The organism is Caulobacter hibisci, from assembly GCF_016135805.1.
GTDB lineage: Bacteria > Pseudomonadota > Alphaproteobacteria > Caulobacterales > Caulobacteraceae > Caulobacter > Caulobacter hibisci.
Genome location: NZ_JADWOX010000012.1, coordinates 61,486 through 74,418, shown reverse-complemented (window position 1 = coordinate 74,418; position 12,933 = coordinate 61,486). Strand labels below are relative to the sequence as shown.

At 69.2% G+C, this 12,933-nt stretch carries 13 protein-coding genes; 7 read left to right on the top strand and 6 right to left on the bottom strand.

All coding sequences use genetic code 11. The features are described from left to right. Positions 1-137 precede the first annotated feature (137 nt). Entirely contained in the window at positions 138-1,250 is a 1,113-nt protein-coding gene (locus I4Q42_RS16775; RefSeq protein ID WP_198577231.1) for an alkaline phosphatase D family protein, read from the top strand. 11 nt (positions 1,251-1,261) lie between these two features. Here I4Q42_RS16775 and I4Q42_RS16770 read toward each other — a convergent pair whose 3' ends face one another. Next, the gene (locus tag I4Q42_RS16770; RefSeq protein ID WP_198577230.1) at positions 1,262-1,519 is read right to left on the bottom strand and encodes a low temperature requirement protein A; all 258 of its coding nucleotides are present in this window, start codon (positions 1,517-1,519) and stop codon (positions 1,262-1,264) included. A gap of 84 nt (positions 1,520-1,603) precedes the next feature. On the opposite strand from I4Q42_RS16770, the gene pip reads away from it, so the two are divergent. Beyond that, the gene (gene pip, locus I4Q42_RS16765; RefSeq protein ID WP_198577229.1) at positions 1,604-2,593 is read left to right on the top strand and encodes a prolyl aminopeptidase; all 990 of its coding nucleotides are present in this window, start codon (positions 1,604-1,606) and stop codon (positions 2,591-2,593) included. Positions 2,594-2,764: 171 nt separating this feature from the next. On the opposite strand, the gene I4Q42_RS16760 is transcribed toward pip, so the two are convergent. Continuing rightward, positions 2,765-3,946, bottom strand: a complete 1,182-nt coding sequence (locus tag I4Q42_RS16760) for a low temperature requirement protein A (RefSeq protein ID WP_198577228.1) — start codon at positions 3,944-3,946, stop codon at positions 2,765-2,767. Positions 3,947-4,020: 74 nt separating this feature from the next. On the opposite strand from I4Q42_RS16760, the gene I4Q42_RS16755 reads away from it, so the two are divergent. From I4Q42_RS16755 to I4Q42_RS16735, 5 genes are all read left to right on the top strand, one after another. Then, the gene (locus I4Q42_RS16755; RefSeq protein ID WP_198577227.1) at positions 4,021-4,533 is read left to right on the top strand and encodes a hypothetical protein; all 513 of its coding nucleotides are present in this window, start codon (positions 4,021-4,023) and stop codon (positions 4,531-4,533) included. Between the two features lie 225 nt (positions 4,534-4,758). Then, the gene (locus I4Q42_RS16750) at positions 4,759-6,171 is read left to right on the top strand and encodes an O-antigen ligase family protein (RefSeq protein ID WP_198577226.1); all 1,413 of its coding nucleotides are present in this window, start codon (positions 4,759-4,761) and stop codon (positions 6,169-6,171) included. Continuing rightward, on the top strand, positions 6,168-7,034 hold the full coding sequence (locus tag I4Q42_RS16745; RefSeq protein WP_198577225.1) for a 50S ribosomal protein L11 methyltransferase: 867 nt from the start codon (positions 6,168-6,170) through the stop codon (positions 7,032-7,034). Before I4Q42_RS16750 ends, I4Q42_RS16745 begins: the two co-directional genes overlap by 4 nt. Positions 7,035-7,114: 80 nt before the next feature. Next, positions 7,115-7,561, top strand: a complete 447-nt coding sequence (locus tag I4Q42_RS16740; RefSeq protein ID WP_198577224.1) for a hypothetical protein — start codon at positions 7,115-7,117, stop codon at positions 7,559-7,561. Between the two features lie 42 nt (positions 7,562-7,603). Continuing rightward, a complete protein-coding gene (locus I4Q42_RS16735; RefSeq protein WP_198577307.1) occupies positions 7,604-9,406 on the top strand; it encodes an aminopeptidase P family protein in 1,803 nt (600 codons plus the stop codon). 156 nt (positions 9,407-9,562) lie between these two features. Here the strand turns inward: I4Q42_RS16735 and I4Q42_RS16730 are convergent, their stop codons facing one another. The 4 genes from I4Q42_RS16730 to dapA all read right to left on the bottom strand — a co-directional run bounded on the left by I4Q42_RS16730 (position 9,563) and on the right by dapA (position 12,798). Next, entirely contained in the window at positions 9,563-9,982 is a 420-nt protein-coding gene (locus I4Q42_RS16730) for a DUF2147 domain-containing protein (protein WP_198577223.1), read from the bottom strand. 98 nt (positions 9,983-10,080) lie between these two features. After that, positions 10,081-11,241: an acyltransferase family protein gene (locus tag I4Q42_RS16725; protein WP_198577222.1), complete on the bottom strand. Its 1,161-nt coding sequence runs from the start codon at positions 11,239-11,241 to the stop codon at positions 10,081-10,083. Between the two features lie 214 nt (positions 11,242-11,455). Further along, entirely contained in the window at positions 11,456-11,914 is a 459-nt protein-coding gene (gene smpB, locus I4Q42_RS16720; protein WP_058349779.1) for an SsrA-binding protein SmpB, read from the bottom strand. Further along, positions 11,914-12,798, bottom strand: coding sequence for a 4-hydroxy-tetrahydrodipicolinate synthase (dapA, locus tag I4Q42_RS16715; RefSeq protein WP_198577221.1), 885 nt, complete (start codon positions 12,796-12,798; stop codon positions 11,914-11,916). Before dapA ends, smpB begins: the two co-directional genes overlap by 1 nt. Positions 12,799-12,933 lie beyond the last annotated feature (135 nt).

Here is a 12,933-nt window from a genome sequence, read left to right as displayed (position 1 = left end):
TCGATGGGGGAAGGGCCGGGGTTGGGGGTGATGCGGCGCTGGACAACCTACGGCGCGTCACCCCTAAATTCCGCAGACACCCCCATCCCAACCCTTCCCCCATCGGGGGGGGAAGGGCTTTTTCGTGGGAAGCGCCCGTGACCGACCTTTCCCGCCGCTCGGCCCTGGGCCTGTCGGCCGCCGCCCTGGCCGTCGCGCCGGCCGCCGCCCAAGCCGTGGTGGACGCGCCCCACCCCGCCCTCGACAAGCCGCTGACCCGCATCGCCTTCGGCTCCTGCGCCAAGCAGGACAAGGACCAGCCGATCTGGGAGGCGATCTTCGACGCCAAGCCCGACCTCTTCATGTTCCTGGGCGACAACATCTACGCCGATACCCGCGATCCCAAGGTGATGGCGGCAAAATACGCGACCCTGGCGGCCAAGCCGCACTTCAAGCGCCTGCGCGAGGAGATTCCGGTCGTGGCCATCTGGGACGACCACGACTTCGGCGAGAACGACGCTGGCGGCGACTATCCGATGAAGGACGAAAGCCGCCGCCAGTTCTGCGACTTCTGGGGCGAACCCGCCGCCTCCCGGCGCCGCACCCGCGACGGCGTCTACGCGGCCTATGTGTTCGGGCCCGAGGGCCGGCAGGTGCAGATCCTGCTGCCCGACCTGCGCTGGAACCGCACGCCCCTGGCCGAGAAGACCTTCAAGGGCGGCTACAAGGCCTGGGCGGTCTCGCGCGGCTTGCAGGGCAAGGAAACGCCGGGCCCCTACGACCGCATCGCCGACCAGGACGCCACCATGATCGGCGAGCCGCAATGGACCTGGCTGGAGGCCCAACTGGCCCAGCCGGCCGACCTGCGGATCTTCGGCTCCAGCCTTCAGGTGCTGGCCGACTTCGCCGGGTGGGAAAGCTGGATCAACTACGCCCGCGACCACCAGCGCCTGTTCCAGGCCATCCGTCGCCAGAAGGCCGAGCGCCTGGTCTTCGTCAGCGGCGACACCCACTATGCCGAGGTCAGCAAACTCGACCTCAACGTCCCCTACCCGATGTGGGACGTCACCTCCTCGGGCCTGACCGAAGTGTGGCCCGTCACGCCGCCCAATGCCCTGCGCGGTTCGGCCGTGCTGCGCGAACGCAATTTCGGCCTGATCGAGATCGACTGGTCGCCGCCGGCGCCGAAGGTCACGATCCAGGTTCGCGACGAGAAGGGCCGCGTCCGGATCAGCCAGGCGATCGACACCGCCGACCTGCGGATAGGCTGAGCCCTGTCGCCCTACTGCGGCCGCTGCATCAGCCGCTCGGCGCGGCGGCGCATGGCGGCGGCCAGTTGCAGCAGGGCCAGGGCCGAGGCCTCGTCGCGTTCGGCCGCGCGCATCGAATAGACCCGGGCCAGGACCAGCAAGGCCTCGGCCTTGTCCAGCCCCTCGGCGCCGAAGGTCTCGGCGATCGAATTGTCGAGCTCTTCCAGCTGATCGTCGGTCAGCAGGTTCAGCAGGTCGTCGTCGGTGAGATCTTCAGGCGTGGTGCTCATGCGCACGCACCATAGCCGGAATCGGGGCGAGGATGCGACGGCTGCGGATGGTCAAAACGGGTTCTGGCGCGCTAGGGTGAGCCCATGGACCGTCATGCCTCTCTCGCAGCCATGTCCGCCGTCGGCCGCCGGGGCCTCTTCCGGGAGGTCGAGCCGTTCTCCTTCGGCTGGTTGCCGGTCGGGGGCGCCCACGAGATCTACTACGAGGAATGCGGGGCGCCGCGCGGCAAGCCGGCGGTGATCCTGCACGGCGGCCCGGGCGGGGCGATCAACCCGACCATGCGGCGGTTCTTCGACCCGGCCAGGTGGCGCATGGCCCTGTTCGACCAGCGCGGCTGCGGCCGCTCGCGTCCCAACGCCAGCCTCGAGGACAACACCACCTGGAGCCTGATCGCCGACATCGAGCGGCTGCGCGAGCACCTGGGCATCGAGAAGTGGACGGTGTTCGGCGGCTCCTGGGGCTCGACACTGGCCCTGGCCTACGCCATCAAGCACCCCGACCGGGTCGAAGGCCTCGTTCTGCGCGGCGTCTTCCTGCTGACCGAGAAGGAGCTGCGCTGGTTCTACCAGGACGGCGCCTCGATGCTGTTCCCCGACGCCTGGGAGCGCTTTCTCGCCCCTATCCCGCCGGCCGAACGCGGCGACCTGATGGCCGCCTACCACAAGCGGCTCGTCCATGCAGACCGCCGCGTCCAGGCCGAGGCCGCCAACGCCTGGAGCCAGTGGGAAGGCGACACCATCTCGCTGCGAGGGCCCGAGGCCCGTCCCCCGAAGTTCAACGAAGAAGACTTCGCCATCGCCTTCGCGCGGATCGAGAGCCACTTCTTCGTCAATCGCGGCTTCTTCCCCGAGGACGGCTGGATCCTCAACAACATCGACGTGATCCGGCACATCCCGACCTGGATCGTCCAGGGCCGCTTCGACGTGGTCACCCCCCTGGCCAGCGCCTGGGCCCTGCACCGCGCCTGGCCCTCGGCCCATTTCGAGATCGTCTGGGACGCCGGCCACGCCTCGACCGAGCCCGGCGTCATCGACGGCCTGATCCGCGCGACCGAAGCCGCGTTCGGGCGGTAGTTTAGCCCTCTAAACTCCCGTCATCCCGCCCTTGTGGCGGGAAACCCTCTGTCAGCCGCAGGTGCGGATGGGGCGGTGTGCTCAGCACGCCGCTTGCGCTTCACTTGCGGGCGGAACCAGGAGTTCCTGCCACAAGGGCGGGAATGACGGAAAGAAGGGAGGCATAGTCGCTCAATCCCCCAGGTGCTTCCCCCGCCGCTTGATCGCCAGGCTCTCCCAAGCCGCCACCGCCAGCAGCACGGCCGTCGTCAGCAGCGACAGCACCAGCGGCGAGACGCTCATGGCGACCAGGGCCAGCAGCGCCAGGGCCGCCATCCCGGCGACGCGCGACGGCGACCAGATGCGGAAGATCGCCTTCTTGAACAGGGTCCCGCCCAGCAGAAACAGCAGCGGCCCGCCGATCAGGGCCATGGCGGTCTTCAGGTCCGCATGGCCGACCGGATGGTGGATCACCCACTCATCGCCGACCGCCGCCACGATGATCCCCGCCACCGGCAGCAGGTGGCTGTAGGTGTAGGCCCGACGGGCCACACGGCCGGGATCGTCGGAATGGCTGATGCTCTCGCTGGCGGCCTCGGCCGTGTAGGAGAAGTAGATCCACCACATCGCCAGGCTGGCGACGAAGGACGAGATGAAAGCCGTCGTCACGGCCGGCGTCCATTCCAGGCTGGCGGCGGTGGCGCCCATGACCAGGATCGACTCGCCCAGGGCGATGATCGTGAACAGGGCGCAGCGCTCGGCCAGGTGCGCGCCTTCCACCGTCCAGTCGGCGGTCTTCGAGCGGCCCAGCCCTGGGGTCCAGAAGCCGGCGGCCGGCGAGGCGTATTCGATGGCGATGGCGGCGGCCCAGCAGGCCAGGCGGATCTCGTCGTGGGCCAGGCCGCCGGCGATCCACAGCACGCCCGAGACGATCAGCCAGGCGCTGATCCGCAGGAAGTTCAGCCGCAGGTTCTCGTCGCGCCGCACGCACCACAGGGTGAACAGGCTGCGCCCCACCTGGATCGCCACATAGGCCAGGGCGAACAGCAGCCCCCTGCCCTCGAAGGCCTGGGGAATGGCCATGGCCAGCACCATGCCGGCGGCCATGACGACGAACAGCATGATCCGCACCGGCGGCCGCTCGGGATCGAGCCAGTTGGTGACCCAGGCGGTGTAGACCCAGGCCCACCAGACGGCCATCAGCAGCAGGCCCGTCTCCAGCACGCCCAGCAGGCTGGGATGGCCGATCAGGCCGTGCGAAAGCTGGGTGATGGCGAAGACGAAGACCAGATCGAAGAACAGCTCGACATAGGTCACCCGCGCGTGGCCGCCCTCTCGCGCCCGCAGCAGGCCGCCGCCCTTTTGGTCCGTCATCGCCGCTCCTTCGCCTCTTCGTCCGGAATCGCAAGCTAGCCAGAACGAATTGGCGGCTGAAGCGCTATCCTCGCATGACGCCGTTCGACCTTCTCAAAACCCGCGCCGCCATCGTCGGCCTCCCTCTCGCCCTGACCCTGGGCGCGGTGGCGGGCATGGCCATGCAGATCGGTCCGCAGGACGCCGAGCCGATGGCCTTCGTCGAGCCCCGCGGCAGCCAGTATGCCGAGGCCGCCGCCATGGTCTGGCCGGCCGGCAAGGTGCCCGACTACGTCATCGGCTCGGATTTCTTGCGCCCGCCGCAGGAAATGACGCCGGTGGTGCTGACCTCGGCGGACCTGTCGGACATGGGCCTGATCGAGCCGGCCAGCTACGAGCCCACCGACCAGGACATCGTCTCCGCCTCCGGCGCGACCACCGCCGCCATGGACCAGCCGGAAAACCCGCCCGAACCCGCCGACGCCCCGCCGGCCCGCAGCTACGCCTCGACGGGCGGCGACATTCTCGACACGCGCCTGCCGGAAGAGGTGATCCCGGTCACGGCCTCGGCCGCCGCGCGGACCGAGGTGGCGGCGTCGAGCTACTGAGCCGATCCAGCCAGTAATTTATAGAAGTCATCGCCCGCTTCATGCGGGCGACCCAAGCTGACTCCGCCCCATCCTGACATACCGCTTGGGTCGCCCGAACAAGTCGGGCGATGACCTTTGATCTTTGGATCCCGGCTGCCCTTCCAGACTTTCCCGGCCCTCCCCTTGCAGCCGCCCCCCTGAGCGAACCGCGCCTGTGCCGTTTCGCGCCAGACGGGAACGGCGATGGACGCGGAAACGCCAGAACGGGACGAGGAGCACGAGGGCGGGATCCTGCGCACGCTGGAGGCCTGGGCCTGCGGCTTCGTGCTGTTCATGCTGTCCAACGCCTTCATCGGGCCTCTGCTGGACCCGGCCCAGGCCGGCGGCGAGGACATGCCGATCCTTCGCCTGATGTGGCTGCCGGTCTACGCCCTGATCCTCGCCCTCGTCCTGTGGCGCGCCCCACGGCTGGCGAAGTTCTGGTTGCCGGCGACCGTGCTCAGCCTGCTGGTGTTCTGGGTGTTCGCCTCGTCGTCCTGGTCGTTCGATCCGGGCACCACCAACCGCCGGGCCCTGGCCGCGGCCTTCACCACCCTGTTCGGCTTCTATTTCGCCGCCAGCTTCGACGGCCGCCGCATGGCCGAGATCCTGGCGACCACCTTCCTGATCCTCGGCGCCGGCGGCCTGCTGGCGGCGATCGCCTATCCCAAGATGGGCGTGCAGCACGACATCAACGCCGGCGACTGGCGCGGCCTGTGGTTCGAGAAGAACCAGATGGGCGCGATGATGGTCTATGGCGCCCTGGCCGCCACGGCCGCCATCCTGGCCGGCTCGCGCCATCGCAAGCTGTTCGTCGCCGCCATCGTGATCTGCGCCTTCATGATCGTGATGAGCAAGTCCAAGACCTCGCTGATGGTGCTGCTGATCGGCCTGGCCGGCTCGGGCGTCCTGGCCTCGATGCGGCGCGGACCGGCGACGGCCGTGACCATGGTCTGGCTGGGCGTCACGGTGATCGGCGGCGCGGCCCTAGTCATGTGGCTGGCCCCCGACCTGCTGTTCAAGGCCCTGGGCAAGGACCCCACCCTGACCGGCCGCACCGAGATCTGGGACGCCCTGCTGCGCCAGTCGGCCAAGGCCCCCATCACCGGCTACGGCTATGCGGTGTTCTGGCGCGACGAGTCGGTGCCGGCCATGTTCATCCGCAAGGAGACCGGCTGGAACGTGCCGACCGCCCACAACGGCTGGCTCGACGTGCTGGCCCAGCTGGGCTGGGTGGGCGTGGGGCTGTCGGCGCTGGTCCTGGGCCTGCCGGTGCTGGTCGCCCTGCTGCGCTTCGACAAGGTGCGCGACGGCTACTGGTCGACCCTGTTCCTGGTCATCTTCCTGATCACCACCTTCTCGGAAAGCTTCATCCTGGAGCGCAACGGCATCGCCTGGGCCCTGGCCTGCGCGGCCGCCACGCGCCTGCTCGGACCGGCCCTGGGCCTGGCCCGCAGCGCCGAGCCGAAGGCCGCGCGCGCCCCACGTGAAGAGGCGCCGCTGACCTGGCGGCTGGCCCCGCCCGAGCCGATGCCGGAAATTTGGAGCCCCGCCCCCGCCTTCGGACGACGCATGGTCTCGCCTTTGGCGGCGCGTACGACTATTGGAGCGGCATGACCGACTATACGCCCCAGCAGATCGTCGCCCGCGGCGCCCGCGCCGACGCCGAAGCCGCCGCCGACGCCATCGACAACATGCCCGGCCTCGAAGGCGCGACTTACTCGATCCTGGAAGAGGACGAGGACAAGAACATCTGGCGCATCGACGCCTTTCCGACCACCGACGAGGAAGACGCCGGCCTGCTGGAGCTGCTGGGCGGCTTCCCGCTGAAGGTCGTGCGCGAGACCCTGGCCGACGCCGACTGGCTGGCCATGGCGCTGTCGGGCCTGCCGCCGGTGCGCGCCGGCCGCTTCTTCGTCTACGGGATGCACGACCGCGGCCGCCTGCCGGCCAGCACCGTCAACCTGCGCATCGAGGCCGGCGCGGCCTTCGGCACCGGCCACCACGGCACCACCGTCGGCTGCCTGCAGGCCTATGACCGCCTGATCAAGGCCAGGAAGTTCAACAAGGTGCTCGACGTCGGCGCCGGCACGGGCCTGCTGGCCATCGCCGCCGCCCGTACGGGCAGCAAGCTCGCCGTGGGCACCGACATCGACAAGCCGTCCGTGCGCATCGCTCGCGAGAACGCCCTGGTCAACAAGGCCAACGCCCGCTTCGTCCACGCCTCGGGCCTGGGCCACCGCCTGGTCGCCGACAACGCGCCCTACGACCTGGTGTTCGCCAACATCCTGGCCCGCCCGCTGATCAGCCTGGTGCAGGACATCAAGCGCGCCCTGGTCCCGGGCGGCACGGTCATACTGTCGGGCCTGCTGCGCACCCAGGAGCGGATGGTCAAGGCCGCCTACCTGTCGCGCGGCTTCCGCGTGAAGACCCGCATCCACCGCGACGCCTGGGCGACGCTGGTTCTCGAACGGCCCTAAGGCGCTCTCCGGCAGAGGGAACGGAACGCCCCCGCTTGGCTCCACGTTTCTTGGGACAACACCGTTCCAGGACGAAAGCCATGACCTACACCGATCCTTCCCTGCCTCCCGTCCAGCGCCAGCCCGAGCGCGTCCCCGAGCGCGTCATTGAGGTGCGGCGCGAGTCGAGCCCGCTGGGCTGGCTGGTGGCCGGCGTCGTCGCCATCGTGGCGGTGATCGCCGTGGCCTTCATGCTGACCTCGCGGCCGATGGACGCCAGCTCCGATCAGATCGCCCAGGCCCAGGAACAGGGCCGCACCGCCGGCCTGCTCGAAGGCGCCCAGGTGGGCCTCCAGACCGGCGCCCAGCAGGCCCAGGCCGCCGCCGAGAGCTCGGCCCGCGACGCCGCCGCGGCGTCCGACGCCCTGCGCCGCCAGACCGAGGCCCAGGCCCGGACCGCGGCCGACGCCGCCCACGACGCGGCCGCCAACGCGCCGGCCACGACCGACGGCACGGCCCCTGCGCCCCAGGTCGACACCCCGCAATAAGTCCCCTTTTCAGGTCGGCGCATGAGGCCTAAATCGGTCGGCATGCGCCAGACCTTCGATGAATCCACCGATCCGGGCTTTGGCCCGCGCCACGTTCCGCTGATCCGCGAGGCCATGGCCCGCCAGGGTCTCGACGGCTTCCTCGTGCCGCACGAGGACGAGCACCAGAACGAATACCTGCCCGCCGCCAACGACCGCCTGGCCTGGGCCAGCGGCTTCACCGGCTCGGCCGGGGCCGGCGTGATCATGAGCGACCGCGCCGCCGTCTTCGTCGACGGCCGCTATACGCTTCAGGTGCGCGAGCAGGTCGACCAAGGCGTGTTCGAGATCCGCGACCTCGTCGAGGGCGGCGTCCCGGCCTATCTGGAGACCGCCCGCAGCGGCGCCGTCATCGGCTACGACGCCCGCCTGCACAGCCCCTCGGCCCTCGACGCCCTGAAGGCCGCCGCCGCCCGCGCCGGCGCGACCCTCAAGCCCGTCGCCGCCAACCCGCTGGACGAGGCCTGGGGCGCGCAGCGTCCAGCCCAGCCGACGGCCCCCGTGGTTCCGCACCCGACGCAGTACGCTGGCGAAGAGTCCTCGGCCAAGCGCGCCCGCGTCGGCGCCGGCCTGGGCGCCGACGCTTCGGTGATCACCGCTCCGGCCTCGATCGCCTGGCTGTTCAACATCCGCGGCGGCGACGTCATTCGCACGCCCCTATCGCTGGCCCAGGCCATCCTCCGCGCCGACGGCACGGCCCGCCTGTTCCTCGACCCGGCCAAGGTGACCAAGGAACTCCCCGCCTGGCTCGGCAACGAGGTGTCGCTGGAGGCCCCCGAGGCCCTGGAAGCCGCGCTCGGCGAGCTCTCTGGCAAGAGCGTGCTGGTCGATCCGGGCCAGTCCTCGGCCTGGTACTTCGACACCCTGACCACCGCCGGCGCCAAGGTCGTGCGCGGCATGGACCCCTGCACCCTGCCCCGCGCCTGCAAGAACGGCGTCGAGCTGGACGGCACGCGCGAGGCCCACCGCCGCGACGGCGCCGCCCTGACCCGTTTCCTGCATTGGCTGGCCACCGAGGGCCAAATCAGCCCGCCGGACGAGAAGGAGGCCGTCGCCAAGCTGGAGAGCTTCCGCGAAGCCACCGGCGTGCTGAAGGACCTGTCGTTCGACACCATCGGCGCGGCCAACGGCCACGGCGCCCTGCCCCATTATCGTCCGACCGAGCGCAGCAACGAGCGCGCGGCCCTCGGCTCGCTGCTGCTGGTCGACAGCGGCGGCCAGTACCTGGATGGCACCACCGACGTCACCCGCACCGTGGCCATCGGCGAGCCCTCGGCGGAGATGGTCCAGCGCAACACCCTGGTCCTGAAGGGCCACCTGGCCATCGCCCGCCTGCGCTTCCCGGCCGGCACCACCGGCTCGGCCATCGACGCCCTGGCCCGCATGGCGCTGTGGGCGCACGGCCTGGACTACGACCACGGCACCGGCCACGGCGTCGGCGTCTATCTAGGCGTCCACGAGGGTCCGCAGCGGATCAGCAAGGCGCCCAACACCATCGCCTTGCAGCCGGGGATGATCGTCTCCAACGAGCCCGGCTACTACAAGGACGGCGAGTACGGCATCCGCATCGAGAACCTGGAAGTGGTCATGCCGGCCGAAACCGTCGTCGGCGGCGACCGCCCGATGCACCGCTTCGAGGCCCTGACCCTGGCCCCCATCGACCGCCGGCTGGTCGACAAGGCCCTGCTGAGCGCCGAGGAGGTCGCCCAGTTCGACGCCTATCACGCGCGGGTGCTGCGGGAGATCGGCCCTCGCCTGGAGCCGGAGGTCCGGGCTTGGCTGGAAGAGGTCTGCAAGCCGCTGTGATCCTTCTCCCCTTGCGGGAGAAGGTGTCGCCGATAGGCGACGGATGAGGGGTCTCTCAAACGCAAAACGCCGCGACAGCCGATCAGCTGTCGCGGCGTTTCTGTACGTGCAACCTCTCACCCACCCTCTCCCGCAAGGGGAGAGGGATCAGGGCCACTACTTCACCCGCGTCCAGGTCTGGGTCTTGCACAGCGGGGCGACGACGCAGCCCTTGAGCTTCAGGGTGTCGGCGTTGAGCATGGTGATCGTGCCCGAATAGATCTTGCCGTCGTCGGCCTTGTAGACCTTGCCGCCAGTCCATTCCTCGGGACCGCCGCTGAAGCCCCACAGCAGTTGCAGGCCCTTCAGGGGGCGATTGCGCAGCGAGGCGTCCTTGTTCTTGTCGTCCTTGACGCCCGGATTGGCCTTGATGGTGTTGGAGGTCACCAGCTTGCCACACAGGCTGTTGCCGCAGCGGGCGATCTCGACCTGGCCGCCGTTGGTTTCGGTCTGCCACAGGCCGGAGATGTCGGCGGCCATGGCCGGTACGGCGAAGGCGGCGCTGGCGACGGCGGCGAGGATGGCGGTCCTGAGCATTCGATTTCGACTCCCTTTGCGCGTTGCGTTTGGAACGCGCGTTTTATCCCTCGTCGCCTATCTCGCCGCGATCGGCAAGGCGATTTCAGGGCGCCCTATCAGGGCAGGGTCGTAACCATCGCCTGGGCGCCGCGGTTCCGCTCGCCCTTCTTGCCCCAGTTGGCCGTCAGGCTTTCGAGGCGCGGCTTCAGCCAGTCCTGCAACGGGGCGTCGACCAGGCGCTCGAAGACCCAGGCGAAGACCAGGGCGGCCGGGAAGGCCATGGCCCAGATCGCCCAGTGGGCGGCCTCGTGCAGTTCGACCTTCTGGTCCAGCTGGCGTTGCAGGGCGAACCAGATGGCGCCGACGAACTGGTTGGTCAGGTACAGCGAGAACGACAGCCGGCCGCCGGTCTTGGCCCAGGTCCAGCCGGTCTGGGCCGAGCCGCTGGCGGCGAAGATCAGCAGGCCCAGCAGGGCCAGGCTCGGATAGGCGAACTCGCCGATCACGTTCAGCACCACGAAGCCGACCACCGCGAAGGCGGCCAGGGCGTCGGCCAGCTTGGGGCCGATGACCACTTCGCGGGCCAGGCGGGCGATCAGCACGCCCATCAGGAACAGCGGAATGGCGCGGTAGAGGCCGTTGCGCAGGTGCAGGTGGAACGACGGCAGGCCGAAGACGGCGCGGGCGAAGGCGTCTACCGCGACGAAGATGACGAAGCCGGCCAGCAGCGCCATCCACGGCGAGCGGATCTTGCCAAAGACGCGCCAGATGGTCGGAAAAAGAGCGTAGCAGACCAGCAGGGCCGACAGGGTCCAGGTCGGCATGTTCCAGCCCGACGGTCCCTGGAAGCCCCAGGTCTGAATGAGGAACACCTGCGCCGGCAGCTGGTCCCACTGGTACCATTGCGGATTGCGCGGCTGCATGCCCAGGGCCGTGGTGGCCAGCACCAGGGCCACGAAGGCGGCGATCATGATCAGGTGAGCCGGCCACACCCGGGCTACGCGCTTGAGCAGGAAGGCGCCGTCGTGCATCTGGCCGGCCGTGAAGCGCGGACCATAGGCCCGGCCCAGCACATAGCCAGACAGCATCAGGAAGAAATCGGTCGCCAGATAGCCGCGCCCGAAGGCCAGATGGATCGAGAACAGCGAGACCGGCGCCTGCTCGGCGTAGTGATAGACCACGATGAAGAAGGCCGCGAAGAACCTCAGCGCATCCAGCGGCCCGCCGCGGGACAGCGGACGCGCGGCTTTCTGTGGTCTTGCACCAGTATCGGACATGGCGGGCTCCTTCGCGGATGAAGGAGCAAAGCGTGGGCCAATTCAAGATCCTCCCCCTTTCAGGGGAACCTCCCCCTCTGGGGGAGGCGGCCGAAGGCCGGTGGGGGGACATTGTCAGCTTCCGGGGCGTCGGCCGATCTCGCAGTCACGCCCCCCACCGATCGCTTCGCGATCACCTCCCCCACAGGGGGAGGTTCCTCACGGGCGGATCAGATCAATCCCCCCGGTCGCCCTTCATCAGCCGCGCCTTGTCGCGCGCCCAGTCGCGGGCGGCTTCGGTTTCGCGCTTGTCGTGGTTCTTCTTGCCCTTGGCCAGACCGATCTCAAGCTTGGCCAGGCCCTTCTCGTTCCAATAGAGCTTGAGCGGGATCAGCGTGCGGCCGTCGCGCTGGACGGCCCCGATCAGCTTCTCGATCTGCTTGCGGTGCAGCAGCAGCTTCCGGTGCCGGCGCGGCTCGTGGTTGAAGCGGTTGGCGTGGCCATAGGGCGGGATATCGGCGTTGATCAGCTTGATCTCGCGCCCTTCGACCGACGCATAGGACTCGGCGATGTTGGCCCGGCCGACGCGCAGCGACTTGACCTCCGTGCCGGTCAGCATGATGCCGGCCTCGAAGGTTTCCTCGATGAAGTAGTCGTACCGGGCGCGCCGGTTCTCCGCGATCGGCTTGGTCATCAGACCAGACCCGCCTCGCGCATGGCTTCCAGGATCGCGGGACGCACGGCCTCGGCGCAGGGCGTGATCGGCAGGCGCACGTCCTCGTTCGACAGGCCCAGCTGGGCCAGGGCGAACTTGGTCGGGGCCGGCGATGAGTCGAGGAACAACGCCTTGTGCAGCTTGATCAGGCGGTCCTGCCAGTAGCGGGCCGTTTCCCAGTCATTGCCGAAGCAGGCGTTCATGAAGGTGGCGCAGGCGTCCGGGGCGACGTTCGAGGTCACCGAGATCACGCCGTGGCCGCCGTGGGCCATGTAGCCCAGCGCGGTCGGGTCATCGCCCGTCAGCATGACCCAGTCGTCGCCGCAGGTGATGCGCTGCAGGCTGATGCGGGTCAGGTCGCCGGTGGCGTCCTTGATGCCGACGATGTTGGGCAGCTTGGACAGGCGCACCAGGGTGTCGTTGGAGATGTCGACGCCCGTGCGGCCCGGCACGTTGTAGACGAACACCGGCAGCTCCACGGCGTCGTTGATCGCCTTGTAGTGCTGATACATGCCCTCTTGGCTGGGCCGATTGTAGTACGGGGTCACCACCAGGGCCGCGTCGGCGCCGACGGTCTTGGCGTGGCGCACCAGGTCGATGGCCTCGTCGGTCGAATTCGACCCCGCGCCGGCGATCACCGGCACGCGGCCGCGGGCGGTCTGCACGCACAGCTCGACGACGCGCTTGTGCTCGTCGTGCGACAGGGTCGAGGTCTCGCCGGTGGTGCCCACCGGCACCAGGCCGTGCACGCCGCCGGAGATCTGGCGCTCGACCAGGGCGACGAAGCCTTTCTCGTCGACCTCGCCGTTCAGGAACGGAGTGACCAGGGCCGGGATGACGCCCTTGAACGGGGAATGGACCATGACTTGCAATTTGCCGTGAGCAGACGCCGCGAGTGTTGCGGCTGAAACGTGGGGGCGGACAATATGTCCGGGCGCCGTCCGACCGCAACTGGCCGAGCCGACCTTTTCGCGGGTTGAACACGCCTGAACGGGTCG

What these genes read in the sequence shown, in the direction of transcription:
- I4Q42_RS16770 (WP_198577230.1), bottom strand. Translation starts at nt 1,519, where the DNA reads ATGAGCACCACGCCTGAAGATCTCACCGACGACGACCTGCTGAACCTG.
- pip (WP_198577229.1), top strand. Translation starts at nt 1,604, where the DNA reads ATGGACCGTCATGCCTCTCTCGCAGCCATGTCCGCCGTCGGCCGCCGG.
- I4Q42_RS16760 (WP_198577228.1), bottom strand. Translation starts at nt 3,946, where the DNA reads ATGACGGACCAAAAGGGCGGCGGCCTGCTGCGGGCGCGAGAGGGCGGC.
- I4Q42_RS16750 (WP_198577226.1), top strand. Translation starts at nt 4,759, where the DNA reads ATGGACGCGGAAACGCCAGAACGGGACGAGGAGCACGAGGGCGGGATC.
- I4Q42_RS16755 (WP_198577227.1), top strand. Translation starts at nt 4,021, where the DNA reads ATGACGCCGTTCGACCTTCTCAAAACCCGCGCCGCCATCGTCGGCCTC.
- dapA (WP_198577221.1), bottom strand. Translation starts at nt 12,798, where the DNA reads ATGGTCCATTCCCCGTTCAAGGGCGTCATCCCGGCCCTGGTCACTCCG.
- smpB (WP_058349779.1), bottom strand. Translation starts at nt 11,914, where the DNA reads ATGACCAAGCCGATCGCGGAGAACCGGCGCGCCCGGTACGACTACTTC.
- I4Q42_RS16725 (WP_198577222.1), bottom strand. Translation starts at nt 11,241, where the DNA reads ATGTCCGATACTGGTGCAAGACCACAGAAAGCCGCGCGTCCGCTGTCC.
- I4Q42_RS16735 (WP_198577307.1), top strand. Translation starts at nt 7,604, where the DNA reads ATGCGCCAGACCTTCGATGAATCCACCGATCCGGGCTTTGGCCCGCGC.
- I4Q42_RS16730 (WP_198577223.1), bottom strand. Translation starts at nt 9,982, where the DNA reads ATGCTCAGGACCGCCATCCTCGCCGCCGTCGCCAGCGCCGCCTTCGCC.
- I4Q42_RS16740 (WP_198577224.1), top strand. Translation starts at nt 7,115, where the DNA reads ATGACCTACACCGATCCTTCCCTGCCTCCCGTCCAGCGCCAGCCCGAG.
- I4Q42_RS16745 (WP_198577225.1), top strand. Translation starts at nt 6,168, where the DNA reads ATGACCGACTATACGCCCCAGCAGATCGTCGCCCGCGGCGCCCGCGCC.